The sequence below is a fragment of the Lentibacillus sp. CBA3610 genome (assembly GCF_013373365.1).
Lineage (GTDB): Bacteria > Bacillota > Bacilli > Bacillales > Amphibacillaceae > Lentibacillus.
In genome coordinates, this window is record NZ_CP035925.1 from 3590847 (window position 1) to 3617180 (window position 26334).

Genomic DNA, 26334 nt, shown 5'->3' on the forward strand with positions numbered 1-26334 from the left:
CCCCTGATTTGACGCACCACCGCCCCGAAACTGTGCGACATCAAACAATTCAGTGTCATCCTATCATGATTTCACACGACACAGCTGCGAATTAGCAGTTACTGAAAACTGCAGTCAAAATACCTTCTTAAAAACCGCCGAACATCGAGTCCATTAGGCTGCCAAGAATCGCACTGAGAAAGGACTGGGTGAAAAAGCCAAATGCCAGGATTGTGATTATGTATAAAACCAGTAATACATAAACCCGGTCAAAACCCTCTGCCGGCTGTTCCAATAAAATAAAGGTAGGTATGAACAGAACTAATCCGAGAATACTAATCAGAATCAGTATCACGGCAAGCGCCGATATCCCAATTAATGAAAAAATAATTCCTGCTGCGAATAAAAGAACGAATGGAATTAAATAGGCACCGTACTTGGCTATGACATCAGGAAATGTAACCGTCTGTACGGATAACTTTGCACCGGCAAACGTTAATCCCGCAATCAGGAATTCCAACAGAACAAAGATTATAATCGGCAGGATAAAACTGTCAAAAAACGAAATACTTCTGAAGAATCCTGCTGGAATAGCGTTGAGTACAAAGTGGTAGCTTGCCGCTAACAATAAAGCTGATAAAACAATTATGATGATTCCGGAAATCACGTCTGTATGGTTTGCTTTTTTCGCTTCGCTTGGGTTTTTAACCAGGGTGACAAAGAAATGACCAAAGTCACTGCCGATCGTTTGCAGTTTGTCCATTGCCTCATTGTTTTTCGCTGAATATTCCTGGTCCTCTGTTGAATTTTCTTGTTCTTCTGTAAAATGGTCACCCGCAGAATCATGGTCGGTTTCTGTGCTTGTTTCCTTATCATGCATCTGCTCAACGTCCAATTGTGCTCCGCAATTAGTGCAAAACTTTCCTTCAGCCGTTTGTTCACCACATGAAGGGCATTGCATTTTATCACTTCCTTTTTAAATAGGTACCTAAAGTATAATGGTTATTGCTGTATTTTTCATTATATAACGGTTTCGGGATAGTTGAGAAGAATTTAAATATGCTGATTCTCTTTTTGAGATGCCGGGGATCAGACGCCGGGCTGGGGAGAAATCGGTGGCGCTTCACTGATGCCTGTACGGAAGGCGTTATCGGAATTTCTATGTTTTCTTTTCAAATAAAATAAACCTGCAGCTGATTCAACTGCAGGTTCTTAAAAGGAGAAAGAATCTATCATTGTTGTTCTTGCTGACGCTCAGCCAAATCCATTGAAACGGTTTGTGCCTCACCATTTCGATAGAACTCAAGTTCAACTGTTTCCCCAATTTCCGCTTCATTGTACAGAAATGTACGTAAATCCACGATTGAGGTTATCTGATTACCATTGATTTGCGTGATTACATCGAATTGCTGCAGGCTTGCCTCATCTGCAGGTGATCCGTTTTCTACTTGGGCAACGACCATACCACCTTCAACATCTTCCGGAACCTGGATTTGGTCACGGTATTGTGGTGGTACTGTATTAATAGGGGCTGAACTGATGCCAATGTATGGCCGTGCCACTTGTCCCTCTGTTTCAAGCTGTTCGATGATTGGTGTCGCGGTGTCAATCGGAATAGCAAACCCAATACCTTCAACGGCTGTTTGTGCGATTTTCATTGAATTGATTCCGATTACTTCACCATCACTGTTGACAAGTGCACCACCACTGTTTCCCGGATTAATGGCAGCATCTGTTTGAATAACTTCAGTAATCCAATCCGGTTGACCATCGCCGTTTGTATCCATATTAACGGAACGATCCAGACCGCTGATGATACCTCTTGTCAATGTATTGGCGAATTCCATTCCAAGTGGGTTGCCAATTGCAATGACTGTTTCCCCAACTTCTGCGTCATTTGATGAACCAAGGTTTGCAACGGTATCGATTTGGGATCCATCAACTCTCAGAACGGCAAGGTCGCTTAATTGATCCGTACCAAGAACTTCTGCCTCTATACGTTCATCATTGTTAAGGGCTACTTCGACTTCCTGTGCATCTGCAACAACATGCTGGTTCGTGACGACATAGGCATTACCGTCTTCTTTTTTATAGAGGATGCCTGAACCTGTGCCGGATTCTTCACTCGGTTCCCAAATATTTGTCTGTTGCATTCGGGTGACACCTACAACAGCTTCTGATGCTTCCTCCATATTTGTGGCGGTTTCCTCATTATCTGAAGCAATTGTTTCGGTAACTTCCGGTGATGATTCGTCTGATTGATTATTTTCCGTGGCAGCATCTGAATTATTACCGTCATCATTATTTGGTATAATATTGGTAGTAAATAATAGTACGACCACAATGGCTGAGACGACACCGCCAATGATTCCGCTCAGAAAATTGCCTGATTTATTCCGTTTCGGCTTTTTATCCTGATTCGCTTTGGCATTTTGTCTGGCTGATTGTGCGATACCGCCGTTTGCATCCGGATCCGATTGGTGGACCGGTTCATTATCCGGATGCTCCTGATTATCTCTATTTTCATTATTATGTTGATGATTGTTAAAATCCATGAATATATCACCTCTTTACGTTATCATGAAGTCAACTCTTATTATAATCATCACATTTGGTAGGATTTTGGTGCAAATATGGCAAAAGTGTGTAAATGATAGTTTCAATATTGACATTCCCGTTATTCAGTGAAAATAATCATAACAAATCAATGATGGAGGCGTCCTTTTATGAGTCATCATATCGGAGTAGTGGAAGATGATGCAAATATCCAAAACATTGTATCGGCCTATTTAAAAAAAGAAGGCTTTCATGTAACAGTCATGGAATCTGCTGAGGCTGCCTGGGACCTCTGGGAAACACAGCGGCCGGATATGTGGATACTGGATATAATGCTGCCTGGCATGGATGGTTACGAATTCTGTAAAAAAATTCGCCAGGAAAGTGATGTACCGATTATAATCATTTCGGCTAAAGATGATGAAGTTGATAAAATACTCGGGCTTGAACTTGGGGGCGATGATTATTTAACCAAGCCATTCAGCCCCCGGGAACTATTGGCGCGTGTTAAGCGTGTATTCAAACGTGCTGACCATTCTACCGGGAGCAGTCAAGAATCCCATGACCGGATTAAAGTTGATAATTTATTGATTCATGAGAATGATCGCCGGATTTTTTGGAATGGTGAAGAGAAAGATATGACCACAAAGGAATTTGATATGCTTTTGCTATTGGCGAAAAATATCAATAGAGCCTTTTCCCGGGAGGAATTACTGATCAGGATTTGGGGGGAAGACTACTTCGGCAGTGATCGTGCCGTTGATGACCTCGTTAAACGAATACGTAAAAAACTGCCCGACATTCAACTGGAGACGGTATGGGGTTATGGTTATCGGCTGCGAAGTGAAGAGGAATCGTTATGAAACTGCAATCCCAGTTAAATTTAGCTTTTACTGCCCTCATGCTGGTTATCCTTGGCGTTACAGGGTATGTGATTTATTCCATGATACTTGGGATGCTGATTGACAATGAGCGGACGGAGCTGCAGCAAAAAGGGGAATTACTTATTCAGGTTTTGAATGAACAAGGCCAGGGACAGGGAAGTATTGAGGATTTCAGCAACTTTTTGCGGGAACAGGATCTGCAGTTATTCCTTTATGACCGTGCTCAGGATCAGGTACTGATGTCAACGATGCCCGAGCAATATGTCAGGGGGTTCTCAGCTAATAATTACTTTGCGGATGAACGGGAAGAATTATGGGAAGCAGGCAATAATAAATTTGTCACGTCGCGCATTCTGATTTATCCGGATCGAACGACACTGGAATTGGTTTTATTGACCCCATTGACGGATCTGCAGACAGTGCAGCAGGATTTTTTCAGGCGGATGGTTATCGTGTTCATCATCGGTACTATGGCGGCGGTTCTGCTCAGTTATTTATTAACCAATAAATTAGTAACGCCTTTAACAAAGTTGAAAAAACAACTGAAAAAAATCGAAAAACGAAAATTTGATGATATCGAACGCATAAAAGCAACAGGTGAAATTAAAGAAGTCGAACAAGGGCTGTACGATATGGCTACGGAGCTTGAGCGGTATATGAAGTCACAGCAGGCGTTTTTCCAAAATGCGAGCCACGAGCTGAAAACACCGCTCATGACCATACAAGGTTACGCGGAAGGTATTCGTGATGGTGTCTTTAATGAAAAAGATAAGGAAAAAGGACTGGAAATGATGGTGACAGAGGTTAGCCGGTTGAAGACCATCATTAATGAAATGATACTTCTGGCAAAATTGGACAGTGAGCAAGCTGAGTACAAAGATGAGCAAATAAGGGCGACTGAGCTGATCGACCAGGTATTGGACCGGGCATTGCCATTAGTCAGTGAGAAAGACATCACGCTGAATCATTCTGTGGACAACGAAAGTACCTTTATGGCCGATCAGGAAAAATTACTGCGGGCTTTGTTGAATATTACCGTTAATGCCATTCGTCATGCTCATTCACGTGTTAATGTCACGGTTGAGGAAAAGACGATTATAATTGAAGATGACGGGGAAGGTATAGCAAAAGAGCTCATTCCGCATATTTTCCACAGGTTCGTTAAAGGTAAAACTGGAGAGACCGGGCTTGGGCTGGCGATTGCACGGGCGATTGTAGAGCAGTCCGGCGGCAAAATCATGGTGCGGGATTCAGAGCTTGGTGGAGCAAAATTCGTGATTGCTTTTCCTGAGTGAGAATATATCCCGCATCTAATGGTCAGTAAGCCGCCAAAAAACGGCGGCCAACTGACCCTAAATGCCCGATTCTGTTCAACTAACATGCAGTAGGAAAAACCGCCCTACTGCATGAAGTTTCACTTTATGTTACAATAGGATAGTTTTGAACCACTCTGTAATGATTAGGAGCGTACGTTTATGCAATTAAGAGAAGATATTCGTAACATTGCAATTATCGCACACGTTGATCATGGCAAGACAACACTTGTTGATCAGATGCTGAAATACTCGGGCACTTTTCGTGAAAATGAACAAGTGGATGAACGTGCTATGGACACGAACGATATTGAGCGTGAACGCGGGATTACGATTTTATCCAAGAACACAGCAATTAAATATGAAGATACAACCATCAATATTCTTGATACCCCGGGCCATGCCGACTTTGGCGGCGAAGTGGAACGGATTATGAAAATGGTTGATGGTGTCTTGTTAGTTGTTGATGCTTATGAGGGTTGTATGCCGCAGACGCGTTTTGTTTTGAAGAAAGCATTGGACCAAAAGCTGACACCGATTGTTGTTTTGAATAAAATAGATCGGCCGAATGCCCGTCCGAATGAAGTGATTGATGAGGTATTGGATTTGTTCATTGAACTTGGAGCGGATGATGAACAATTGGAATTCCCGGTCGTTTATGCATCTGCAATTAACGGGACATCAGGTGAAGAGCCGGATGAGCAGATGGAAACAATGGACCCTGTTTTTAAGCCAATTTTGAGTCATATTCCTGCACCAGATGATACACAGGAGGAGCCGCTGCAATTCCAGGTTACGCTGCTTGATTATAATGACTATGTAGGCCGGATTGGTGTCGGTCGTGTTGTCCGTGGCACCATCAGTGTCGGTCAGCAGGTTGTTGTATTGAAGAAAGACGGGACAGAAAAGCCATTTCGTATCAGTAAATTATTCGGATTCATTGGCTTAAAACGGATTGAAATCCAGGAGGCAAAAGCCGGAGATATTGTAGCGATAGCTGGTATGGATGATATCAATATCGGCGAAACAATCTGCTCACCGGAAAAACCCGAGGGCCTGCCATGGCTCCGTATTGATGAGCCGACGCTGGAGATGACATTTGTGACGAATAATAGCCCATTTGCCGGACGTGAGGGTAAATATATTACATCCAGGCAAATTGAGGAACGCTTGATGAAGCAGCTGGAAACAGATGTCAGTTTGCGTGTGAATCCAACTGAAACACCGGATGCCTGGACCGTTTCAGGGCGCGGGGAACTCCATCTTTCCATTTTGATTGAAAACATGCGCCGTGAAGGGTTTGAGCTGCAATTGTCGAAACCCCAGGTCATTATTAAAGAAATTGATGGGGTTAAATGTGAACCGGTAGAGCATGTCCAGGTGGATGTACCAGAAGAATATACAGGTCCGGTGATGGAAACCTTGGGTGAACGAAAAGGCGAAATGCTTGATATGGTAAACCAGGGAAATGGACAGGTGCGTATTGAATTTAAAGTGCCATCCCGTGGGTTGATTGGTTATGCAACGGAATTTATGTCACTCACACGCGGTTATGGCATGCTGAACCATACGTTTGATAGCTATGAGCCGGTTGCGAAAGGCCAGGTTGGTGAACGTCGTGAGGGTGTACTTGTTGCCATGGAAAATGGTAAAACGTCGACTTACGGCATTATGCAACTGGAGGACCGCGGTGTGATATTTGTTGAACCAGGAACCGACGTTTATGCCGGTATGATTGTTGGGGAGCACAACCGTGAGAATGATTTGACGGTCAACATCACGAAAGAAAAACATTTAACCAATGTTCGCTCAGCAACAAAAGACCAGACAGCAACTATCAGGAAAACACGTGATATGTCCCTTGAGGAAGCTATTCAATATTTAAATGATGATGAATACTGTGAAGTAACACCTGAAACAATCCGCCTTCGCAAAAAGTTATTAAATCAAAATGACGTGAAAAAGCAGCAAAAAAATCGAAATCGGGGTAAAGTGAAACTTCATTCAGTGGGACGCTTTTCTCCGCTGATGAAAAGGAACAATAATCCGATAGATCCGGCGATGGCATTGGAAGCTGTTGCCGGTTTTTTGCTGTGATTGGGTGGTAATCAGCAGAAAGCGGGAAATATCGTCAGAACAGGAAAATTATCAATCAGTATCGCTTTTGTTAAAATGAAACAAAACCGTTAACGGGGTGAAAATGTTGACTGATTGCTATTCATACCGAACAGCCAATCAGATTGGGAGTATGTATGCTATGCCTATGCGGGTCTTAAACACTAAAGCTGACTATTCCGCTGTGAAGCATTAATTAAAGCAGGTGATGCAATTGAGAAAGGTTCTAAAACGACTTGGCTTCTTATTAAAATTCCACAAATCAATACCGTTCATAGTGGATTTTTTTCGTTCACACGAGGTAAAGGGGAAGACGAAATTATTATATGTCGTCGTGATTATCGGCTATATCATATTTCCGTTCGACCTTATTCCGGATTTTTTCTATATATTTGGATTCTTTGATGATATAACGGTCGCTGCCTTTCTATTGCAGCAAATGGTAAAAGTTGCACCGGAATCATTGAAGGAAAAACATGATTTTAAATGAAGGGGGTCTGTCCCTCATCACGTTAACGCATTAGCGTGATAGGGGACAGTCCCCTTTTTAGGTTCCGTAAAGAAAATTGAGTAAGACGGGGACTACATGATCCCCGTCTTACTCACTGCTTATCATTATCATTTGGTATATATTTAGTGAAGTATACGGCAAAAATCAAACAAATAAATGCTATCCCCCATGCTGCAATCCCGCTCCAGTACAGGTCCACACCCAAGCCGATAATGAGCACGATACCACTTATACCGATAAAAATAGCAGTTAAATAACGTTTCATCATTCCACACCTCGGATATTCGGGTATATAATCTTAATTCAATTATAATATATGTTTCAATAATATGCTGGCAAAAACTTTTAGTGACCTGCGACATCCCGTTTGGTGAAGAACAACCATGATACGGCAAGAAAAATCACATAGTAAACAGCTAATACAGTTATGGAAAATCCTAAAGTCATACCCTCAAACATTGGGGATCCATTTACATACTGACCCATGTTGGTATTGGCAAACAGGATATATTTTGCCCAGTTGTAATCGGCGAAAAAGGTTACAATCGCATTGCCTGAAAGCATAAGGAAAATGGCGATACCGATAGCCAGTGAACTTTGCCGGAAAATCGCGGAAATCATGAAGGCAAACGTAGCCATCATCACAAGTGTCACAAGCTGTAATCCATAACCTTCAACGATTTGTCCGATAACGGAAACATATGCATAGCCTTCACTTTGATTCATAACGATATGCGGATCCATTCCATTAACACCGAAGAATAACGCTCCCGTAATCCATGAAAACAGCAACACAAATAAAAGCGTAAACAGCGCAAATAAAAGGACTGATAAATATTTGGATGCCAGTATTTTAGTTCGTGTAATCGGACGAATCAATAATAATTTTATGGTACCCCACTTAAATTCATTGGCGATAATACCTGCTGCGACAATGATGGTGAACAAGCTTACTAATGAAAGCAGCATTTCATTTTCCATGACAAATTGCCAGGCGTCGTATGATGCAGGCTGGATGTCATTTTCAAGGTAATAATTATTTCTTTCAATTTGGCTTGTATACACCCCTTGCATCATCTCACCCTGTTCCATTTCCTGCTGCATTTCCGCGTTATCATCCTGCAATGTCTGCCGCCAATTGTCATCTTCTGCTGCCTGATATAACACCGTATTTCCCGCAGCGAAGTTTGCAAGCAAAGCCAATCCCAAAATAAGTACGGCGGTTAAAATGTACATAATCCATGTAGACTTTCGTATGTATAATTTAAATTGTTCATTAATTAACAGTTGAAAAAAATTACTCAATCGTATTCTCCCCAATCAAATCAAAGAATTTATCCTCAAGTGATGATTTTGACATGGTCACCTGGTATACCTTTATATCGTGACTGACGAATGACTGGATAATGTTTGGTATCATGTCGCGTTCAGCACGAATGGTTACCATTTCCTTGGCAGTTGTTGCATTGAGGTCAAAATCCTCTTTTAAAACCTCAATTGCCTGCTGTGTTGGTGTTACGTCCATTTGAATTTCAACGGCAGTTGTTTGTTCGGTTGCTGCGTTGACATCCTGGGTGGCAATAATTTCACCATTTTTGATCAGACCGATCCGATCACACATTTGCTCGATTTCAGACAGTAAATGACTCGAAATGATAACAGCAACATTCTCTTCCTCAGCTAATTGTCGTATGTATTGACGAATTTCGCGAATACCGGCCGGATCCAACCCATTAGTAGGCTCGTCCAAGATAAGCACGGATGGTTTATGCAGGAGTGCCTGGGCGATTCCGAGCCGCTGCCGCATCCCTAAAGAATATTTTCCGGCCTTTTCGTTAATCGGTTTTTCCAATCCTACAATTTTAATGACTTCCTCAATACGCTCTTGGGTGACGCCAGGCATCATCCGGGCGTAGTGTCTTAAATTCTGCCTTCCCGTCATGAAGGGGTACATTTCCGGATTTTCAACAATCGCCCCGACTTCCCGGATGGCATCTTTATACTCTGATTTAATGCTGTTTCCCAGTATCCGAACATCACCGTCTGATAAACCCATCAATCCAACCATCATGCGAATGGTAGTCGTTTTACCGGCACCATTGGGCCCGATAAATCCGAATACTTCTCCCTTATGGATTTCAAATGATAATCCCTTAATAATTTCTTTGCTGCCAATTGTCTTTTTGACATCGATTAATTCCATGGCTGTTTCAGTCATGTTATATTCCCCCAATTTATGTAACTGTTTTGTAGTACGAAAAAAATCATGGAAAAGTTTCATTGATTTCAGGTACTATTTTAATTCCTACTATTTTAATTTAGCTAGTAACATAAGATTTGATTGAAAAATAGCTAAAAATATGTACAATATAAGTAAATTAGCTAACAAGGAGATGTGTCGAAAAATGAGAGTGTCTTCAACCAAAGCACAAAATAATTTCGGAAAATACTTGAAATTCGTGGAAGCAGGTGAGGAAGTCATTGTAACGAAAAGTGGAAAAGATGCTGCCAAAATCCTGCCCTGTCATGATGCAGCCGCTGTTAAAGAAGAACAATCAGACTATCAATCGTCGAGTAGTTGGGTGAGTTATGAAGAATTTCTGGAACTAACGGAGGAATCGGAACAACGATTTGAATTAATTGACGGTGTCATCTACAACCTTGCTTCCCCTTCTTACAAGCACCAGCATGCGGTTGGCGAACTCTTCGGTGCATTTTATAACTGGTTTAAAGGGAAAAAATGTGTGCCGCTGACATCCCCGTTTGATGTGACGTTCTTTAAGGAGGAAAATAACATCTGTGTGGTCCAGCCGGATATTGTGGTCATCTGTGACAAGGACAATCTGGACGAGAAAGGTAAATATAAAGGGACGCCAACGCTGGTGGTCGAAGTGTTATCACCCTCCACGAGAAGTAAAGATATGTTGAAGAAACTCGAGTTATACAAACAATGTGGTGTCAAAGCATACTGGATTGTCGACCCAATCAATGAACATATTTTGATTTACGTGCTGGAGGACAATGACATTGTAAACAGCAAAACCTATTCAAAAAATGCTCACGATGCGGTTCACTCCGAAGTATTTGAAGGATTGGCAGCAGACTTGCAGGATGTCTTTGCTTGATTCGTTGATTAGAAGAACGTGGCTTTCGCAGCTGCCTTCAACCCCACTGTATTGAAAAAGCCGCATTTGGCATCGGAAACATGCGGCTTTGTAGCGTTAAACTGTAATGGCTCTATTCAGTGCTTTCTATCATTATTTCATGAAAATATACTGCTCTGTCTAAGACTATCCTGTGCACCGTAAATCCGAAAACCTATCTTTTTAATTCGGGATTCTCACGTTTTGCTTCTCTGACGTTTGGTCCGCGGTATCCGCCCGCAATGTCCGCCTGCTTAAAACCTTTGGCAAAATGGACTTCCTGGGCATCTGTCAGTTGCTTGTCCTTTGTCGGCTGATATTGTGCTTTTCGCATAAACGGATGTCCTTTCTGTTATAGAGTCTATTACGCTTTTCCCTGTTTGGATCGTGTTAAACATACCATTCCGGATTATTTGCCATCTCTTTCATAACTATAATCGTACCGAACCCTGAAAAAAGGGGCATTCAAAAATATTTTTTACGGCGCCCCCTTTTTGGCCTTTCGTTTCGATTATTAGGATAGAAGGAAGGGATTCCGATTTTTCAAAAAATCAGCTATAATAGGGCCAGAAGTTCATGCGAAGGGGGAAGCGTATATGCGGGAAGTTGTCATCGTGGACGGCTGCCGGACAGCAGTTGGCCGGAGAAAGGGAAGTTTTAAGGGTTACCGGTCAGATGAATTGGCGGCCGTTGTGCTGGAGGATTTGGTGAATCGTTCAAAAATTGATAAAGAAGCGATTGAAGATGTGATTTTAGGTTGTGTGACCCAAGTGAGTGAACAAGGCGGGAATATTGCCCGGACCGCAGCATTGATTGCCGGGTTTCCAACGCATGTGCCTGGTGTGACGATTGACCGGCAATGCGGCTCGAGTCAGCAGGCGGTCCATTTCGGTGCACAGGCGATTCTCTCCGGTGATATGGACATCGTGATTGCAGGTGGTGTAGAAAACATGACCCGGGCGCCAATGTTTTCGAATATGCAGGGCGTGAAGCCGAGTGAAAAACTGACGGCCAATTATGAAATCGTCAATCAGGGGATATCCGCGGAGAAAATTGCGCAAAAATGGGCCTTCACACGTGAGGAATTGGATGTGTTTTCATATGAAAGTCACCAGCGCGCATTGGCGGCCATTGAAAAGGGATACTTTGAACAGGAAATTGTACCAGTCGAAACCCGGGATGAAAATGGGGAATTAAAGATAGTTGAAACAGATGAAGGGCCGCGCGTTGATACGACGATGAACGCACTGGCAAATTTGAATCCGGTATTTCAGGAAGATGGTAAAATTACAGCCGGCAACGCAAGCCAGATGAGTGACGGGGCGAGTGCAGTGCTGTTGATGTCCCGGGAAAAAGCTGAAGTGTTAGGGTTACAGCCAAAAGCGAGAATCATAGCCCGGACAGTGGTTGGCTCAGATCCGACATTGATGCTGACAGGCCCGATCGAGGCGACAAAACGGGTGCTGGCTAAAGCTGGCCTCGGGATTGAGCAAATCGACCGGTATGAAGTGAATGAAGCATTTGCACCAGTGCCGCTCGCCTGGCTGAGCGAAACAAATGCCGATCCGGAAAAACTGAATGTCAACGGCGGCGCAATTGCCCTCGGTCATCCATTGGGCGCAACCGGTACAAAGCTGTTCGTCTCGTTAGTTAATGAATTGGAGCGTTCTAACAGCAGGTACGGGCTGTTGGCAATTTGTGAGGGAATGGGCATGGCGAATGCAACGGTGATTGAACGGCTCTAAGATGATTGGAACGCGGTATTGGGGAACATATTAACAGAGTGGTGCTGGGTGACAATGAAGATGTTGAATCCGCCATTTCTGTTATTCAAGAAGGGCCAGATTGTTGAACAGTTTCTGGTAGATGTCATTCAAATTCGGGTATAAACTGTATAGCAATTGATTATTTATGGGGAGGAAAGATGACATGATTTTGGTTACAGGAGCCACAGGGCAAATTGGCAGTAAAGTTGTTCAAAACCTTTTAAAAATGGGTGTACCTGTTCGAGCATTTGTTAGGGACGAGAAAACCTTCGACGATTTTGAGGATTCATCATTAGAAGTGGTAACAGGAACATTTGAAGATACGCAATCCATTGAAAGAGCAGTTGAGGGAGTGGATCAGCTTTTCTTGGCTGCACGGGATAATCCTAATCAAGTAGCACAACATGAGAACGTGATAAAGGTAGCGGAACGGTGTGGTGTTAAGCATGCAGTAAAATTATCAGCATTCGGCTCCTCTAAAAATTCACCAATCGCTTTGATGCGTTGGCATGCCGAAACAGAAGGGCAATTGAGAAATTCAAAGCTGAGCTGGACATTCCTTCGACCATTTTTATTTATGCAAAATTTATTGCGATCCGGGAAATCGGTTGCTACAAGGGACACCTTCTCAGCCCCTATGGGTTCAGACAAATTTGCTTTAGTTGATATACGTGATATTGCAGAAGTAGCCGCAAAAGTTTTAAAAGATGGCAATCATTCTTCAAAAGTGTATACATTAACTGGTCCTAGTGCAGTTTCTTATTACGAAGCCGCGGAATATTTATCGAGTATTCTTAAACGCTCAATTAAATATAAACCAGTTTCCCAAGAGGAATTTTATCAAAAGCTATTGTCAGAAGGGACACCATCTTGGCGGGCGCATGATCTCGCTTATATTGTACAGGCTTATCCTGATGATAAGAAAAATCTGGTCACAAATGATATTAACCTTTTACTAAATCGCTCTGCTCGAAGCATTCAAACCTTTCTAAGTGATTATCAAACGAACTATCAGGGTGAGAATTAAGCGTATGGGGATATAGCAAAAGTCTTCCGTAATACGATTGGGCGCGATAACCGAATAAATATGTGCCATAATACGATCGGGCCATTTTTTTGAACAATGTATCTTACGAATGGGGGGGCCGAATTAAATTAATTTTTTAATATAATGCACCAATCCAAAAGGAGAGGGGATTCTTATGAGAAGGATTTTTGTTGGCTTCTTAATTATATTTATATTAAGCGCATGTTCCCAAGGAAAAGATTTTGATACTACTGAAGAGGAAGATGATGAAATTATTGATACGGAGGATGTAGAGGTTCCTGGTGAAATATTCACATCTGAAAAGCAAAATTATGAAATTGACGAAGAAGAAATGAAATTAAGCATAAAAACATATCTGGACAGCCATAACGAACTAGATGAGGCTAGTTATCCATTTCAAGATGCTATGTATGAAGAGAAAGAATTAAATAAAAATGAATTCGAAAAGTTAGCTAGAATTACCGAACTCACTAAAGAAAATGACGTGAATTTTTCTAACTATATCTCAAATAACACTTTGCCTGAAGGTTATCAAGGCGAGTCTGAAAGAATTAGCCAGTACATTACAGCCTACAATGCGCTTCTTTATGAGGTAGATGAAATGTTTAATAATCTGATGGATGACGCAAATAAAGGGGAAGTTCCGAAAATAAACATTAAATCAATAATGAGTAAAACTGACGTGGTGAATGGCAGAGAACAAAACAAAATAGAAGCATTCCTCGATAAGAAAAATATTAAGACAAAGGCGTTTGGACTGGGAGCTTCAGAAGAATAAGAATGAATTACTGGAATATCTAATTTTGTTCCAGAACAGGGCGTGAATCCGGAATAAAGGCAAAAAGAAAAGTGTCATATCTGGAATGAGCAGGATGTTTCGGTGCTTCATTAAGAACTCATATATGGTAATTGAAGGGAGCTGGTTTTCCCAGTGAAAAAAAGACCTGCAATCATTATTCAAAAACTTCATACTTATATCGATGAGGAAATTGATATAAAAGTAATTAACAGTGAGCCAAATGAGATGATTACGCTCAAAGCGAAAATGAGCGATGATAGTGAAAAAATCTTTGAATCGAAAGCAACTTTTAAAGCAAATAAAGATGGTTTCATTTCACTTTCCCACGTAAAACCAGTAGAGGGTTCGTACAATGAAATTGACAGTTCTGGATTATTTTGGTCCATGGAAGACTCACAATCGAGACATGGTGATTTTTTTGTCAAAGAAAATTCAAACTCGGTTACGGTGGATATTTATTTGGAAATATCAGGAGAAACGCTCGATACAGTTACAATAACTCGCCAATTTTATAATGAGGATATTAATAAAGAAGTCGTGAAATCGAATGAATTCACAGGGGTTTTGTATCATCCGGTGAAAGAAGTTTCATATCCGGGCATATTGCTTTTAGGTGGATCAGATGGCGGTTATTTGGATCCAGCCGCAGCACTGCTCGCTTCCTATGGATATACGGTATTGGCATTAGCTTATTTTGGTATGGAGAACGTTCCGGATAACTTGGAAAGTATTCCTTTAGAGTATTTTGAAAAGGCTACCCATTGGTTAAAAGAGCATCCTTCTGTAAATAAACAAGTATCACTTATCGGATTCTCAAGGGGAGGAGAACTAGCCCTCCTGTTAGGTGCTACTTATAATGACTATACATCTGTGATTGCAGTTTCTCCAAGCAGTTATGTCACATCAGGAATGAAGAATAGCATATTTGCGCCAATACCGTCCTGGACGTCGGGTGGGCAGGCTTTGCCTTATATGAAGTTTTCTTATCCACCATCTATGATTTTCTCTACGTTTCGCAACTGGATATTCAAGCGTCCGTCTTCTTTCTTAGCCATTTGGAATCGTACGATGAGGAAAGAAGAGAAAATTGAAAATGCACGGATTCGTGTAGAGAATATCAATGCTCCTGTTATGACAATATCCGGAAGTGATGATCAACTGTGGCCATCTAAGAAATTTGTCAAAATGATGGAGAAGTCTTTATCGGATCATCTTTATCAGCATAAACATCTTTTTTACGAAGGTGCCGGTCATTTCCTGGCTTTTCCATATAGTTTTCCTTCGATTCCAAGTAACATTGTCATGCAGTTGACGGGTGGAATGGCGATGACTTTTGGTGGCTCAAAATCAGCAAATGCCCGGGCCACAACAGATTCATGGAAAAAAATAAAGGAATTCCTTAATACAGTCCATGCATGAGTAAAAGTTTGATTGCAAATATCATACATTATTCTATTTTTATGTCGTTATGTGTTCTTCATCATGTTATGCTTGGAACAAAACGATGAAGGAGCAAGATGTATGGAACGGGGTCAATGCGTCCGGTTAATCGTGGTGCTATTTATGATCGCTGTAATGGCGGCATGTACAAATGAACAGCCGGTACAGGCACCGGCACCGGACAACGAAACAGAGGAGCAGGAAACGTCGGAAACTGCAGGAGCAGAAGTGCAAGAGCCAGAAGTCGTTGAACAGGAAATTACGGTTTCTGCCATTGGTGATATGCTGATCCATGATACCGTTTATGAAGATGCACGGACAGCTGATGGTACGTATGATTTCAGACCAATGCTTGAGCGGGTCAAGCCCTTTTTAAATGATACGACAATCACGTTTGCCAATCAGGAAACAATGCTCGGTGGTGAAGAGCTGGGCTTGTCAAGCTATCCGGCATTCAACAGTCCGTATGCCGTCGGGGATGCTTTGAAGGATACCGGTGTTAATGTTGTGTCACTTGCCAATAACCATACATTGGATCGTGGTGAAGATGCGATCATGAATGCAATTAACCATTGGGAAAATATTGACATGATGTACACAGGGGCCTATAAAAATGAGGCGGACAGCGAGAATATACGTGTTTATGATACGGATGAAGGCATTTCGATAGCATTTTTGGCGTTTACATATGGAACAAATGGCATTCCGGTCCCGGATGGCAAAGATCATCTGGTGAATTTAATTGATAGAGAGGTTATGGCTGAACGGATTCGAAAAGCAAAACAGCAGGCAGATGCCATCGTCTTAAGTCTGCATTACGGGAATGAGTATGAGCGGATGCCAAGTGAGGAACAAAAGGATCTTGTCCAGTTTGCTGCAGATGAGGGCGTTGATGTTGTTTTGGGCCATCATCCGCATGTGCTGCAGCCGGTTGACTGGGTCCGAGGCCAAGGTGGACACGAGACGCTTGTTGCTTATTCACTGGGGAACTTTTTGTCCGGCCAGGATGAGTTTTACCGCCGGATCGGTGGTGTTTTTCAATTTGCCATTCAGAAAACGACTGAAGGTGACGAGGAAACGATAGAGGTTAAGGCACCGAAATTCATGCCGACATTTGTTAAATTCGAAAATTGGGCGAACTATGAGGTGGCACCAATGTATCAGCTTACGGAAGATGAACTGGCAAATGCTGGGGAACATTATCAGGAGATGAAGGAACACATGTCACAGTGGGTTCCGGAATTGGAATTTATCGAGGAGTAACCGGGACAACGGGACAGACCCCGTGTCCCACTGCAAGCGGAACAGGACGGTTAATTTTTAGCTGATTAGCCGCATCTTTTTGTTCATGACAAACGAAATAATGTAAAGAACAGCCCCGAATAATATAAAAACCGGGAACGAAATGTGAAAGACAGAACCAAAATCAGGCATGAATCTTAGTACAATCAATGTCAGACTGATGAAAAGCGTGCATAATAACCACAACTGGAGAAATTCCACCCATTTTTTGGGCTGCTTTTCTTTGAATGTTGAGCTTTTGATCCATTTAGAAAGGATGAATAGAAACAGCCCCAGCAATAGTAAATCGATAAGTACGATCAAAGTTCCGGATACAACAGGAAATGAAATATTCCCGCTGCCGAGGTCGAAAAAATAATACAAGGCAAAACCAACGATTCCGGCCGTTAAACCAACAATACTAATGAGCCTCATCATGATAAATAATATAAATGGAAGGCGGTTTGTCTTTTTCTCTGACGGGATTTCCTCGATAATATCTTGGCAGTATGTTTTTGGATCCTCCCCAAACACGTCCCTGGCCGTTTTGCCTTCAGCTTGTGCCTGCAGTAGATGCTCCAGCATTTCCAGCAGGACTTCTTCAGTATAGCGTTCGGATTTGTTTAAATTCATTCGGATATACACGAGCATATCACCGTAGTATTTCTCATTCTCTTCGGTTAATTGTTCCCGCTTTTCATTGTTAAGCTGAATGAGGTCTTTTGTGTTCATCTTATTTTGCCCCCTTTGCCGATGATGTTATCCACCGGCTGCTTGATCGTTGTCCAATGATGGATAAATTGCTCTAATGCCTCGTGCCCTTCATTGGTTAAATAATAATATTTCCGCTTCGGTCCGGAATCAGATTGTTTCATTTCACCCTGGATTAAATTTTCTTTTTGCAGCCGCAACAAAATCGGATAGATGGACCCTTCGCTGACATTAGCCAGTCCGAATTCCTGCAGTTTTACAGAAAGTTCATAGCCGTATGTCGGTTGCTGCTGGATGATGGATAGAATACAGCCTTCCAGAATACCTTTTAATAATTGACTTCTCAGAGACATGCTTTTAACCTGCCTTGTGATACAAGATACTGGGCCTTTAAATAACTATCTTGCATTGCAAAATAGTTATAATAAAAGTGTATAAAATTTTCAAGTGAATTTCTTATGATTCTTATGAATGATGGAACGGAAGGGAGCTTTTTAATAAATTGGAATGGAAAAATATATCTGGCTTGTAATTGGGAGCAAGCAGATAGGATCCCGGAGTGAGCGGGGGAACGATTGCAGTTCTGCTCGGAATCTATGAGCGGTTGATTGCAGCCATCAATGGGCTTATGAGTAAGGATTGGAAAAAACAATTAGGCTTTTTGATTCCGCTGGGCATTGGAATTTTAACGGCTATATTTTTACTGGCAAATGTGATTGATTGGCTGTTTGAGAATTATCCTGGACCGACAAAATTTTTCTTTTTGGGGCTGATTTTAGGTGTGCTGCCCTATTTGTTCCATAAAGCTGATGCCAAAAATAAATTTAAGGCTAACCATATTGTGGTATTATTAATAGGCGCTGTACTTTGTGGGTTCCATGGCATTTCTGCAGGCCAGTGAGGGACCCGCTATTGAAAATTTGACGACTTCTACTTATATTCTTCTATTTTTTTCCGGATTCATTGCCAGCAGTGCACTGGTTCTGCCAGGTATCAGCGGCTCACTAATGCTTATGATTATGGGTGTGTTCACAACGGTCATCAGCGCAGTCAGTAATCTGCAGCTTGATATTATTGCCGTCGTCGGTGTTGGAATCGTTCTCGGTATTGTTTTCATGAGTAAAATTGTTAACTTCTTTTTAAATAACTATTATACCGGAACATTTGCCGTTATTATCGGCATGGTGATCGGTTCTGTTTTCGTTGTCTTTCCGGGCTGGCCGGCAGAGGGATTGCTGGTGTTAGTGAGCATTGTGACGTTTGCATCGGGGCTGGCTGCAGCTTATTTGCTTGGAAAGGTTGAATATGAATCGTAAGCTAACTAAAAGACATGCGGTTACAAAACAGGTACAATGCAGATAGACATATTAAGGGGGGTTTTTGAAATGAAACATATCGATACAGAAGAACAATTCAACGACATCATTCAGTCGGACGAACCGGTTATCGTGAAGTTTTTCGCTGATTGGTGTCCTGACTGCAAACGCATGGATATGTTCATCGGGGATGTCATGGATGAATTCAATAACTATGACTGGTATGAAATCAATAGCGATGAAGTCAAAGGTATGGCTGAAAAATATGAAGTGATGGGCATTCCGAGCATTTTGATTTTTAAAGATGGGGAAAAGCTTGCCCATCAGCACAGCGCTGATACGAAAACACCGGAATCGGTCAGCGAGTTTTTGCATCAGCAATTGGCTTAAGTATCAATCACCCTTGATTCGAGGGTGATTATTTTTTTGTCTTTAAGGGAAATAAGGATGCCATAAGGGGATATGCATAATGGGAAAAATATTTTCACAGTTTGTTCAGCCGTATGGCATGATTGGTAAGCTGGTTGGCTGGTTTATCAGGCATTTCAGAGGTTAAACAAACGTTTGATCAATGGGCAGATAAGACTGATAGAGGGGACTGCAGAGGAACGGCCGGTTTTGCAGTAAAAGATTGATAAGGTGCTTGCGATCAATAATGTGACAATTGACCGCATTGCTGACACGCTGGGTTTAACGATATCGTGTTTTTTATCAAACCAACATACAGTATGTGCGCTGGGAATAAAGTAAGCTGATCACCCGTGTCGGATGATCAGCTTATTTTCATCAGCCGTAACGCATTGAGCGTCACCAGCAATGTCGCTCCCATATCAGCAAAAATGGCAATCCAGAGTGTCAACCAGCCGGGGATGACGAGCAAAAGGGCGAGGGCTTTAATGCCGATTGCAAAGCTGATATTTTGCTTGATAATGCCCAGTGCTTTACGGCTCAGCTTGACAGTGTACGGCAGTTTATTCAAATCGTCCCCCATTAAGGCAACATCGGCTGTCTCCAGTGCGCTGTCTGTGCCGGCTGAACCCATGGCAATACCAACTTTTGATGCTGCCAGTGCCGGGGTGTCATTGATGCCGTCACCGATCATGGCTATATTGCCGTGCTCCTGCGCTTTGATGAATTGCAGTTTATCTTCGGGTAAAAGACCTGCTTTAACATCGGTTAGCGCCAAGTCATCTTTTAATGCTTTTGCTGTCTGTTCATGGTCGCCGGTAAGCATGAATGTCTGCCTGATACCGAGATCATGCAATTTTTGGACGACACTTCTGCTTTCGGTACGTGGTTCATCGCGCAGTGCAATGGCCAGAAGCAACTCATCTTCTGTCCCGCATAACATAACCGTTTTGCCGGCTTCCTGGTATTGCGTGATTCGACTGTCCGGTGTGTTTTTGAAGTAATCCGGTGATCCGGCGTAAACAGTCACACCATCGATTTCACCACGGATGCCTTTTCCGTGAACCGTGGTGAAGGACTGTACGTTGGCTGCTTGAATAGCCGGTTGCTCATTGTTCATGTAGTCTACAATCGCTTTGGCCAGCGGGTGGTTTGATTTGACTTCCAATCCTTTCAGGTAACGGAGTGCCTTATTGCGTTCGTCTGTGAAAAAGTGGATGTCCGTAACCTTAGGTGTGCCGTTAGTCAGTGTCCCTGTTTTGTCAAAAGCAATTTTCCTGATTTCCCCAATTTGTTCAAGGTGAATGCCGCCTTTAATCAATACGCCATTGCGTGCGGCATTGCCAATTGCCGTTACGATGGCGACCGGGGTTGATACAACAAGTGCGCATGGACAGCCGACAACGAGTACTGCAAGCCCCTGATAAATCCATGTGCCCCATGCACCGCCAAAGAGGGGTGGAACGATTGCGACTAAAAAGGCAATGATTATAATGGCCGGTGTGTAATAGGCGGCAAACCGGTCAACGAATGCTTGAGCCGGTGCCCGTTCCTCTTGCGCTTCTTCAACCATATGAATGATTTTAGCGATGGTTGTGTCTTCTGCTTTTTTGGTTACTTCGATTTCAAGGAATCCGTCCTGATTAATGGTGCCTGCGAATACGTCATCGTTTGCTGTTTTCTCGGCAGGTATTGATTCACCAGTAATGGATGCCTGATTAATAGATGAGAATCCATCTAAAATCGTACCATCCATGGCGATCTGTTGACCTGGTTTGACAAGCATGACGTCTCCAACAGCAACATCTTCAACGGTTATTGTTTGTTCCTCGCCGTTTCGCCTAATTCGTGCTTCCTCAGGTGAAATGCTCATTAAGGAATGGATGGATGAGCGTGCTTTGTCCATCGAATAGGATTCCAACGCTTCACTAATGGCAAATAAAATGACGACTACAGCGGCTTCACGCCATTCACCGATGATGGCAGCTCCGATAACGGCAATCGTCATCAGTGTTTTCATATCGAAGCGGAATTTTGTCAGATTGATCAGGCCGGCTTTAAAAAGGCTTAAGCCGCCAACCCAGTGCTCCCAGTCCATAGAGCACATTCGGCAGGTAATGAGAAGTGCCGAATGTGGCATTAGCGATGAAACCAAAAACAATTAGTAACGAAGCGAGCAGGACTTTATCATGCCGCACCCAGAATGGTTCTTTTTCAGGTTCCGTATTTTCTCGGATGACTTTAATATTTTCAAATGATCCGGCTTTTTCAATATCAGCAATTGACGTTTCACCGACAACATCAATTTTTGACGTGGCGAAATGGACGTTTGCATCCTTCACGCCATCGATTTCTTTCACATTGTTTTCAAAGGTCTGGGCACAATTGGCACATGATATCCCGTTAAGCCGGTATGTTTGTTGCTCAGCCGACATAGGCGCTCTCCTCCTCTCTATGAAGGAAGCCTTGTTTGATTACTTGTTTCATATGAGCATCCGACAATGAATAGTAGGCAAGTTTTCCCTCTTTGCGGAACGTGGCAATACCGGCCTTGTGCAGTTTCCGCAAGTGGTGGGATGTTGTGGCAGTTGTTGCGCCGATAATATTGGCAAGGTCACAGACGCATAGTTCCTTTTCGATTAACAATGCGTACGCTATCTGCAGTCTGTTCCGGTCTGCCAAGAGCTTATATAAGCTTATCACTTTATCAGTAGGCTGGTTATTGAGTTCCTGTTTAACATGATTGACCTTATCTTCGTTGATACAGGTTACATCACAAACGTCATTTGGCATGGTTTACACCTCATTCAAATGAATATTTGATTATATTATATTCAAATATTCATTTGAATGTCAAAAGAAAAAGCTGGCATTTCCCTCATTTTTGCTGAGTGTAAATGCCGGGATGGGGACGGGACGAAGATAGTATTTGGTGTGAAGTCAAGTAACGGCATGAGTTGGGTATTTCCCGCACAAGTCAGGTTGCTCTTACACGTGACCAGGTTCCGCATAATTTGGACTTGTTCCTGCCTAATTCAACGTTTATTCAATCGAAAAATGTAATTGATCAGAAAGTTTTAATTCTGCATTTTCCAGCCGGGCCTTCTGACTTGCCATATTCAATTGATAAATGGAGGCGAACTTCTCAGGATCTGTAACGACCATTGAAACTGAATCTATCGCCTTGTCATTAATCAGTTTGGAATCCTGCGGGGTATTTTTCCCCTCACCCCATTCAATCAAGAAGGGCAGTACTTCCCCTTTTATTTCAGGGAAAAGCATCCGCCATTCCAAAAGGCTGCTGTCCGGACGTTTCCGGCTGCCGGGTACAGGGCCGGTGAATGGTATGTTAAGTTCCTGGAGATTTTTAATATTATCATCCATATGATTTGTTCTGAGTGCAATTTGAATAGGACCTTCATGACCTTCCGCCAGTTCACGGAAGAGCAGGTGAATGAGCGGGTTACTCGATCTGGCTGCAGTTGTTTCATCAAAAATGCCAATCCACTCGATATAGCAGTCATTGCGGAAGAAGGCAAGGTAATTGTTTGTACCCCAGCTGGCGTGCTGACCGCCTTTTGTAACGGCAACACCATGTTCCTGTCCAAAGTCGTTTGCTGCTTTTTCGGGATTTTTAGCGGCGATGACAATATGGTCGATAGAAAGCATAATGATCCCCTCCTAATGCCATCTTACTTTTTAAAGGCTTGTATGGAAAGCATTTACACTTGTCTGCAAACCGGTTTTGGCTTAAGTTATCACAAATTTGGCTTAAATGTTCACAGTTTTTTGGCCCAAGTTGTCACAAATTCGGCTCAAGTTCACAATTTTCCGGCTTAAGTTGTCACAAAATCGGGTGCGACCACATGGAATATCCCGATGTTCATCTCAAAAACTCCGAAGTTCACAACGACAACAACGAAATTCACAAAATCCCGAGGGTGATCGCTAGCTGTCCACTTTTTCACTAATATTTGATATAGTAACTTAAAGAGTTAATTGAAGCAGGTGATTAAAATGGATAAACCGAGAATTCTGATTGTTGAAGATGAGGAAAAACTGAGCCGGGTACTGGAGCTTGAGCTGGGGTATGAGGATTACAGCACGACTGTTGCGGCAGATGGAAGCACAGCGTTGGATCTTTTAACTGACGAGGGATGGGATCTTGTACTTCTCGATATTATGCTTCCGGAGCTGAGTGGGATGGAGGTGCTGCGCCGGGTGAGACGGTTTGATGATATGACACCTATTATTCTGCTGACAGCGCGTGATGAGGTTTATGATAAGGTGAACGGACTTGATCAGGGTGCCAATGACTATATTACAAAGCCGTTTCAAATTGAGGAACTGCTGGCGCGGATCAGGGCGCAACTCCGCCAGCCGCGCAAAGCCAAAGCCGAGCAGCATGAAGAATTTGGGGTCGGTGATCTCGTCGTTGATGTCGATGCCCGGGAAGTACGGCGTGCTAAACAGCCAATTGAGCTTACCCCAAGGGAATTCGATCTACTGGTTTATTTGCTGCAAAATAAAAATGTCGTGCTCACCAGGGATCAATTGATTGAACATGTTTGGGGTTTTGACTATTTCGGGGACACCAATGTCGTTGACGTTTACATCCGGTATTTGCGCCAGAAAATTGATAAGCCATTTGATCACCCTTATATTCAGACCGTCCGTGGTGTCGGTTATACAATAAAGGAACATGACTGATGAAGCTTGCTGTAAAAATTCGTCTGTTTTCCAGTTTGTTCATGCTTGTCCTGGTTTTGCTGGTTAACATGTCCATTTACTATTTGTTTCATACGATGTCGTTGGACAGGGAACTGGATGATTTAAACATGCAAATGAACGAAATGGTCGAAACGCTGAATGACAATCCGAGTATTTCACAAAATGAGATGCTGGATGCTTTCTTGCCGACAGAAGGTATGATACGGGTCATCGATGAAGATGGTTCTTATGTTATCCAAGTGATGAACGCTAATTATACAGAGCTGCCGGCAAATTATGTGACCTCAGAAACAAGTTCGATTATCGCTCAGAGTGATCAGCCCGACTTTGCTACCGTCGCTAAACCAATCATCTGGGAAAATGGTGACGTTGTGACGTTGCAGGTTTATAAACAATTGACGAGTCATACATCGACAATGGAAACATTATTTTATGTCCTCGTTGTCGCATCTTTGATTATGCTGATTCCAACCATTGTGGCAGGTATCTTTTTATCCCGGTTTATCACAAAGCCTGTCCAGGAGCTGACCGCTGCCATGAAAGAAAACACCGCTTATGGTAACTGGAAGAAAATCAATGCAGCCGATCAATCAAAAGATGAACTGTATGAAATGAAAGTCACGTTTAACCGAATGATTGATTATTTGAGGGAGAATTTTGAAAAACAGGAGATGTTTGTATCCGATGCTTCCCATGAACTGAAAACACCGATATCCATTGTCAAAAGCTACTCCCAGCTGATGAAACGCCGCGGAGCTGAAAAGCCGGAACTAATACAGGAATCATCCGAAGCAATTGAATCACAGGCAGACCGGATGCAGAAACTCGTGGAGCAAATGCTGCTTCTCGCCAAAAACAAAGACAGAGAAGTGTATGAGCCATTTAATATTGTTGAACTTTGCCGGTCTGCAGCGGAAACATTTAAAGGTGCCTATGACAGAGAGATTTTGTTCAATACAACTGCGGAAATGATCCAAGTTAATGGGAGTTATGACCAACTGCAGCAGGTTGTTTACATTTTGATGGATAATGCTGTTAAATATAGTGAGGACGCTGTAGCATTGTCTGTTTTGAAAAACGAACGCAGCGTTGAAGTGAAAGTAGCGGACAATGGTCATGGCATCCCTGAGGTGGAACAGGAAAAAATATTCGACCGGTTTTACCGGATTGATAAATCGCGAAGCAGGGAAACGGGCGGTACCGGTCTCGGTTTATCCATCGCCAAAGTGATAATTGAAGCACACGGCGGCACCATCCATGTATCAAGCACAACGGGAAAAGGTTCCACATTCACGCTCAAACTCCCGATCTCTCAGGAACATTAATGTTTTTCTAATCAAATTTTAATCTGGAGCACAGTGTTCTTTCATTTGCAGGGGATATGATATAGTCAGAAAACAAATGAGGAGGCACTAATAATGAAAAAGAAAATTGGGCTTGTGTTAACGGTGATTCTTGGTATTTCGGCACTGGGGCTGGGCATGTTTCAGTCGAGTGCATCTGAGGCTTCACCCAGCATGGATCGGCAGGAAATCGAGGATGTGATTAATGCTCAGTATCCGGGGGAGATCACGGAGCTGGAATTAGATAAAAAAGGAAGCAGATCAGTATACGAGGCTGAAATTCAAGATGGTAATACAGAATACGAGATAAAATTGGATGGTAATACAGGTGACGTTTTAGAGCTGGAAGAGAAATTTGTTGCCAAAGACAATCATAAACAGAACGGACAAAGCAGTGCTGACAGTAATGACGAAAAGTCCGGCCAAACAGATAATGACCAAAATAAATCGAATCAAAATAACGGTGAAAATGCACGCAATAACGATAATGCTGATGCCAATAACAGTTTAGACAACGACAATACGGACCGGATGGAATTAAACAGGCAGGGTAACAGTGATGATAACAAAGAGAGCGGTAATCAAGCTGTCATTAGTACAGCAGAGGCAGAAGAAATTGCACTGAATGAATTTTCCGGAACGATTACTGAAATGGAATTGGATGAAGATGACGGTCGTTTATATTATGAAATCGAAATGAAATCCGAAAACAAAGAAGCCGAATTAGAGATTGATGCTTATACAAGTGAGATTCTTGTCATGGAAATCGATAGCGAAGATGATGACGACGATGACGATGATGATCGTTATGATGATTAATTAAACCCCCAATATAAAAGGATGAAAAATTCAGCCGATGTGTGACATATATCATAGTGGCATCACATGAAATGCCTTATGATTGGAGTGGAGGCAGGGGGAGCCTCTGCTCTTTAAATTAAAAAAGAAGTAAACCTTTTTGCTGCAGGGTTTGCTTCTTTTTTTATTGGA

At 42.5% G+C, this 26334-nt stretch carries 24 protein-coding genes and 2 pseudogenes; 15 read left to right on the top strand and 11 right to left on the bottom strand.

Annotated elements, in window-relative coordinates:
* Window positions 1-127: 127 nt before the first annotated feature.
* Together Len3610_RS17915 and Len3610_RS17920 are read right to left on the bottom strand one after the other, a co-directional pair.
* Window positions 128-940, bottom strand: a complete 813-nt coding sequence (locus Len3610_RS17915; protein WP_176449145.1) for a zinc ribbon domain-containing protein — start codon at window positions 938-940, stop codon at window positions 128-130.
* A gap of 271 nt (window positions 941-1211) precedes the next feature.
* Window positions 1212-2534, bottom strand: a complete 1323-nt coding sequence (locus Len3610_RS17920) for a S1C family serine protease (protein ID WP_176449146.1) — start codon at window positions 2532-2534, stop codon at window positions 1212-1214.
* Between the two features lie 171 nt (window positions 2535-2705).
* Between Len3610_RS17920 and Len3610_RS17925 the strand changes: the two genes are divergently transcribed.
* The 4 genes from Len3610_RS17925 (at window position 2706) to Len3610_RS17940 (ending at window position 7337) form a co-directional block, all read left to right on the top strand.
* Window positions 2706-3398: a response regulator transcription factor gene (locus Len3610_RS17925; protein WP_176449147.1), complete on the top strand. Its 693-nt coding sequence runs from the start codon at window positions 2706-2708 to the stop codon at window positions 3396-3398.
* Window positions 3395-4714 (top strand): sensor histidine kinase, encoded by a 1320-nt coding sequence (locus Len3610_RS17930; protein ID WP_176449148.1) that lies wholly within the window; start codon window positions 3395-3397, stop codon window positions 4712-4714. The genes Len3610_RS17925 and Len3610_RS17930 overlap by 4 nt, the downstream gene beginning before the upstream one ends.
* Window positions 4715-4894: 180 nt before the next feature.
* Window positions 4895-6829: a translational GTPase TypA gene (typA, locus tag Len3610_RS17935; RefSeq protein ID WP_176449149.1), complete on the top strand. Its 1935-nt coding sequence runs from the start codon at window positions 4895-4897 to the stop codon at window positions 6827-6829.
* Between the two features lie 232 nt (window positions 6830-7061).
* Window positions 7062-7337: a YkvA family protein gene (locus Len3610_RS17940; protein WP_176449150.1), complete on the top strand. Its 276-nt coding sequence runs from the start codon at window positions 7062-7064 to the stop codon at window positions 7335-7337.
* A gap of 112 nt (window positions 7338-7449) precedes the next feature.
* Here the strand turns inward: Len3610_RS17940 and Len3610_RS17945 are convergent, their stop codons facing one another.
* From Len3610_RS17945 to Len3610_RS17955, 3 genes are all read right to left on the bottom strand, one after another.
* Window positions 7450-7626, bottom strand: a complete 177-nt coding sequence (locus Len3610_RS17945; RefSeq protein ID WP_176446157.1) for a hypothetical protein — start codon at window positions 7624-7626, stop codon at window positions 7450-7452.
* 77 nt (window positions 7627-7703) lie between these two features.
* On the bottom strand, window positions 7704-8663 hold the full coding sequence (locus Len3610_RS17950) for an ABC transporter permease (protein ID WP_176449151.1): 960 nt from the start codon (window positions 8661-8663) through the stop codon (window positions 7704-7706).
* Window positions 8656-9576: an ABC transporter ATP-binding protein gene (locus Len3610_RS17955; protein WP_176449152.1), complete on the bottom strand. Its 921-nt coding sequence runs from the start codon at window positions 9574-9576 to the stop codon at window positions 8656-8658. Before Len3610_RS17955 ends, Len3610_RS17950 begins: the two co-directional genes overlap by 8 nt.
* A 187-nt stretch (window positions 9577-9763) precedes the next feature.
* Here Len3610_RS17955 and Len3610_RS17960 point away from each other — a divergent pair, with 187 nt between their 5' ends.
* Window positions 9764-10483, top strand: a complete 720-nt coding sequence (locus tag Len3610_RS17960) for a type II toxin-antitoxin system prevent-host-death family antitoxin (protein WP_176449153.1) — start codon at window positions 9764-9766, stop codon at window positions 10481-10483.
* A gap of 193 nt (window positions 10484-10676) precedes the next feature.
* Here the strand turns inward: Len3610_RS17960 and Len3610_RS17965 are convergent, their stop codons facing one another.
* The gene (locus Len3610_RS17965) at window positions 10677-10835 is read right to left on the bottom strand and encodes a YfhE family protein (RefSeq protein WP_176449154.1); all 159 of its coding nucleotides are present in this window, start codon (window positions 10833-10835) and stop codon (window positions 10677-10679) included.
* Window positions 10836-11097: 262 nt separating this feature from the next.
* Here Len3610_RS17965 and Len3610_RS17970 point away from each other — a divergent pair, with 262 nt between their 5' ends.
* The 5 genes from Len3610_RS17970 to Len3610_RS17990 all read left to right on the top strand — a co-directional run bounded on the left by Len3610_RS17970 (window position 11098) and on the right by Len3610_RS17990 (window position 16817).
* Window positions 11098-12246, top strand: coding sequence for a thiolase family protein (locus Len3610_RS17970; RefSeq protein WP_176449155.1), 1149 nt, complete (start codon window positions 11098-11100; stop codon window positions 12244-12246).
* A gap of 184 nt (window positions 12247-12430) precedes the next feature.
* Window positions 12431-13294, top strand: coding sequence for an SDR family oxidoreductase (locus Len3610_RS17975; protein WP_176449156.1), 864 nt, complete (start codon window positions 12431-12433; stop codon window positions 13292-13294).
* A 175-nt stretch (window positions 13295-13469) separates the two neighbouring features.
* Entirely contained in the window at window positions 13470-14093 is a 624-nt protein-coding gene (locus Len3610_RS17980; RefSeq protein WP_176449157.1) for an NDxxF motif lipoprotein, read from the top strand.
* Window positions 14094-14246: 153 nt separating this feature from the next.
* Window positions 14247-15533 (top strand): acyl-CoA thioester hydrolase/BAAT C-terminal domain-containing protein, encoded by a 1287-nt coding sequence (locus Len3610_RS17985; RefSeq protein ID WP_176449158.1) that lies wholly within the window; start codon window positions 14247-14249, stop codon window positions 15531-15533.
* A gap of 102 nt (window positions 15534-15635) precedes the next feature.
* The gene (locus tag Len3610_RS17990; RefSeq protein ID WP_176449159.1) at window positions 15636-16817 is read left to right on the top strand and encodes a CapA family protein; all 1182 of its coding nucleotides are present in this window, start codon (window positions 15636-15638) and stop codon (window positions 16815-16817) included.
* Window positions 16818-16874: 57 nt separating this feature from the next.
* On the opposite strand, the gene Len3610_RS17995 is transcribed toward Len3610_RS17990, so the two are convergent.
* A complete protein-coding gene (locus Len3610_RS17995) occupies window positions 16875-17567 on the bottom strand; it encodes a DUF1129 family protein (RefSeq protein WP_176449160.1) in 693 nt (230 codons plus the stop codon).
* Window positions 17564-17899 (bottom strand): PadR family transcriptional regulator, encoded by a 336-nt coding sequence (locus Len3610_RS18000; RefSeq protein WP_176449161.1) that lies wholly within the window; start codon window positions 17897-17899, stop codon window positions 17564-17566. Before Len3610_RS18000 ends, Len3610_RS17995 begins: the two co-directional genes overlap by 4 nt.
* A gap of 179 nt (window positions 17900-18078) precedes the next feature.
* Here Len3610_RS18000 and Len3610_RS18005 point away from each other — a divergent pair.
* Window positions 18079-18862 (top strand): annotated as a pseudogene (locus tag Len3610_RS18005) (DUF368 domain-containing protein).
* 69 nt (window positions 18863-18931) lie between these two features.
* The gene (locus tag Len3610_RS18010; protein WP_176449162.1) at window positions 18932-19252 is read left to right on the top strand and encodes a thioredoxin family protein; all 321 of its coding nucleotides are present in this window, start codon (window positions 18932-18934) and stop codon (window positions 19250-19252) included.
* A 382-nt stretch (window positions 19253-19634) separates the two neighbouring features.
* On the opposite strand, the pseudogene Len3610_RS18015 reads toward Len3610_RS18010, so the two are convergent.
* The 3 genes and pseudogenes from Len3610_RS18015 to Len3610_RS18025 all read right to left on the bottom strand — a co-directional run bounded on the left by Len3610_RS18015 (window position 19635) and on the right by Len3610_RS18025 (window position 22939).
* Window positions 19635-21705: pseudogene (locus Len3610_RS18015) on the bottom strand (heavy metal translocating P-type ATPase).
* On the bottom strand, window positions 21695-22063 hold the full coding sequence (locus tag Len3610_RS18020) for an ArsR/SmtB family transcription factor (protein WP_176449163.1): 369 nt from the start codon (window positions 22061-22063) through the stop codon (window positions 21695-21697). The pseudogene Len3610_RS18015 and the gene Len3610_RS18020 overlap by 11 nt, the downstream one beginning before the upstream one ends.
* Window positions 22064-22312: 249 nt before the next feature.
* Entirely contained in the window at window positions 22313-22939 is a 627-nt protein-coding gene (locus Len3610_RS18025; RefSeq protein WP_176449164.1) for a VOC family protein, read from the bottom strand.
* Between the two features lie 348 nt (window positions 22940-23287).
* Between Len3610_RS18025 and Len3610_RS18030 the strand changes: the two genes are divergently transcribed.
* The 3 genes from Len3610_RS18030 to Len3610_RS18040 all read left to right on the top strand — a co-directional run bounded on the left by Len3610_RS18030 (window position 23288) and on the right by Len3610_RS18040 (window position 26163).
* The gene (locus tag Len3610_RS18030) at window positions 23288-23980 is read left to right on the top strand and encodes a response regulator transcription factor (RefSeq protein WP_176449165.1); all 693 of its coding nucleotides are present in this window, start codon (window positions 23288-23290) and stop codon (window positions 23978-23980) included.
* On the top strand, window positions 23980-25326 hold the full coding sequence (locus tag Len3610_RS18035; RefSeq protein ID WP_176449166.1) for a HAMP domain-containing sensor histidine kinase: 1347 nt from the start codon (window positions 23980-23982) through the stop codon (window positions 25324-25326). Before Len3610_RS18030 ends, Len3610_RS18035 begins: the two co-directional genes overlap by 1 nt.
* Before the next feature lie 93 nt (window positions 25327-25419).
* Window positions 25420-26163: a PepSY domain-containing protein gene (locus Len3610_RS18040; protein WP_176449167.1), complete on the top strand. Its 744-nt coding sequence runs from the start codon at window positions 25420-25422 to the stop codon at window positions 26161-26163.
* The last annotated feature ends 171 nt before the right edge of the window (window positions 26164-26334 follow it).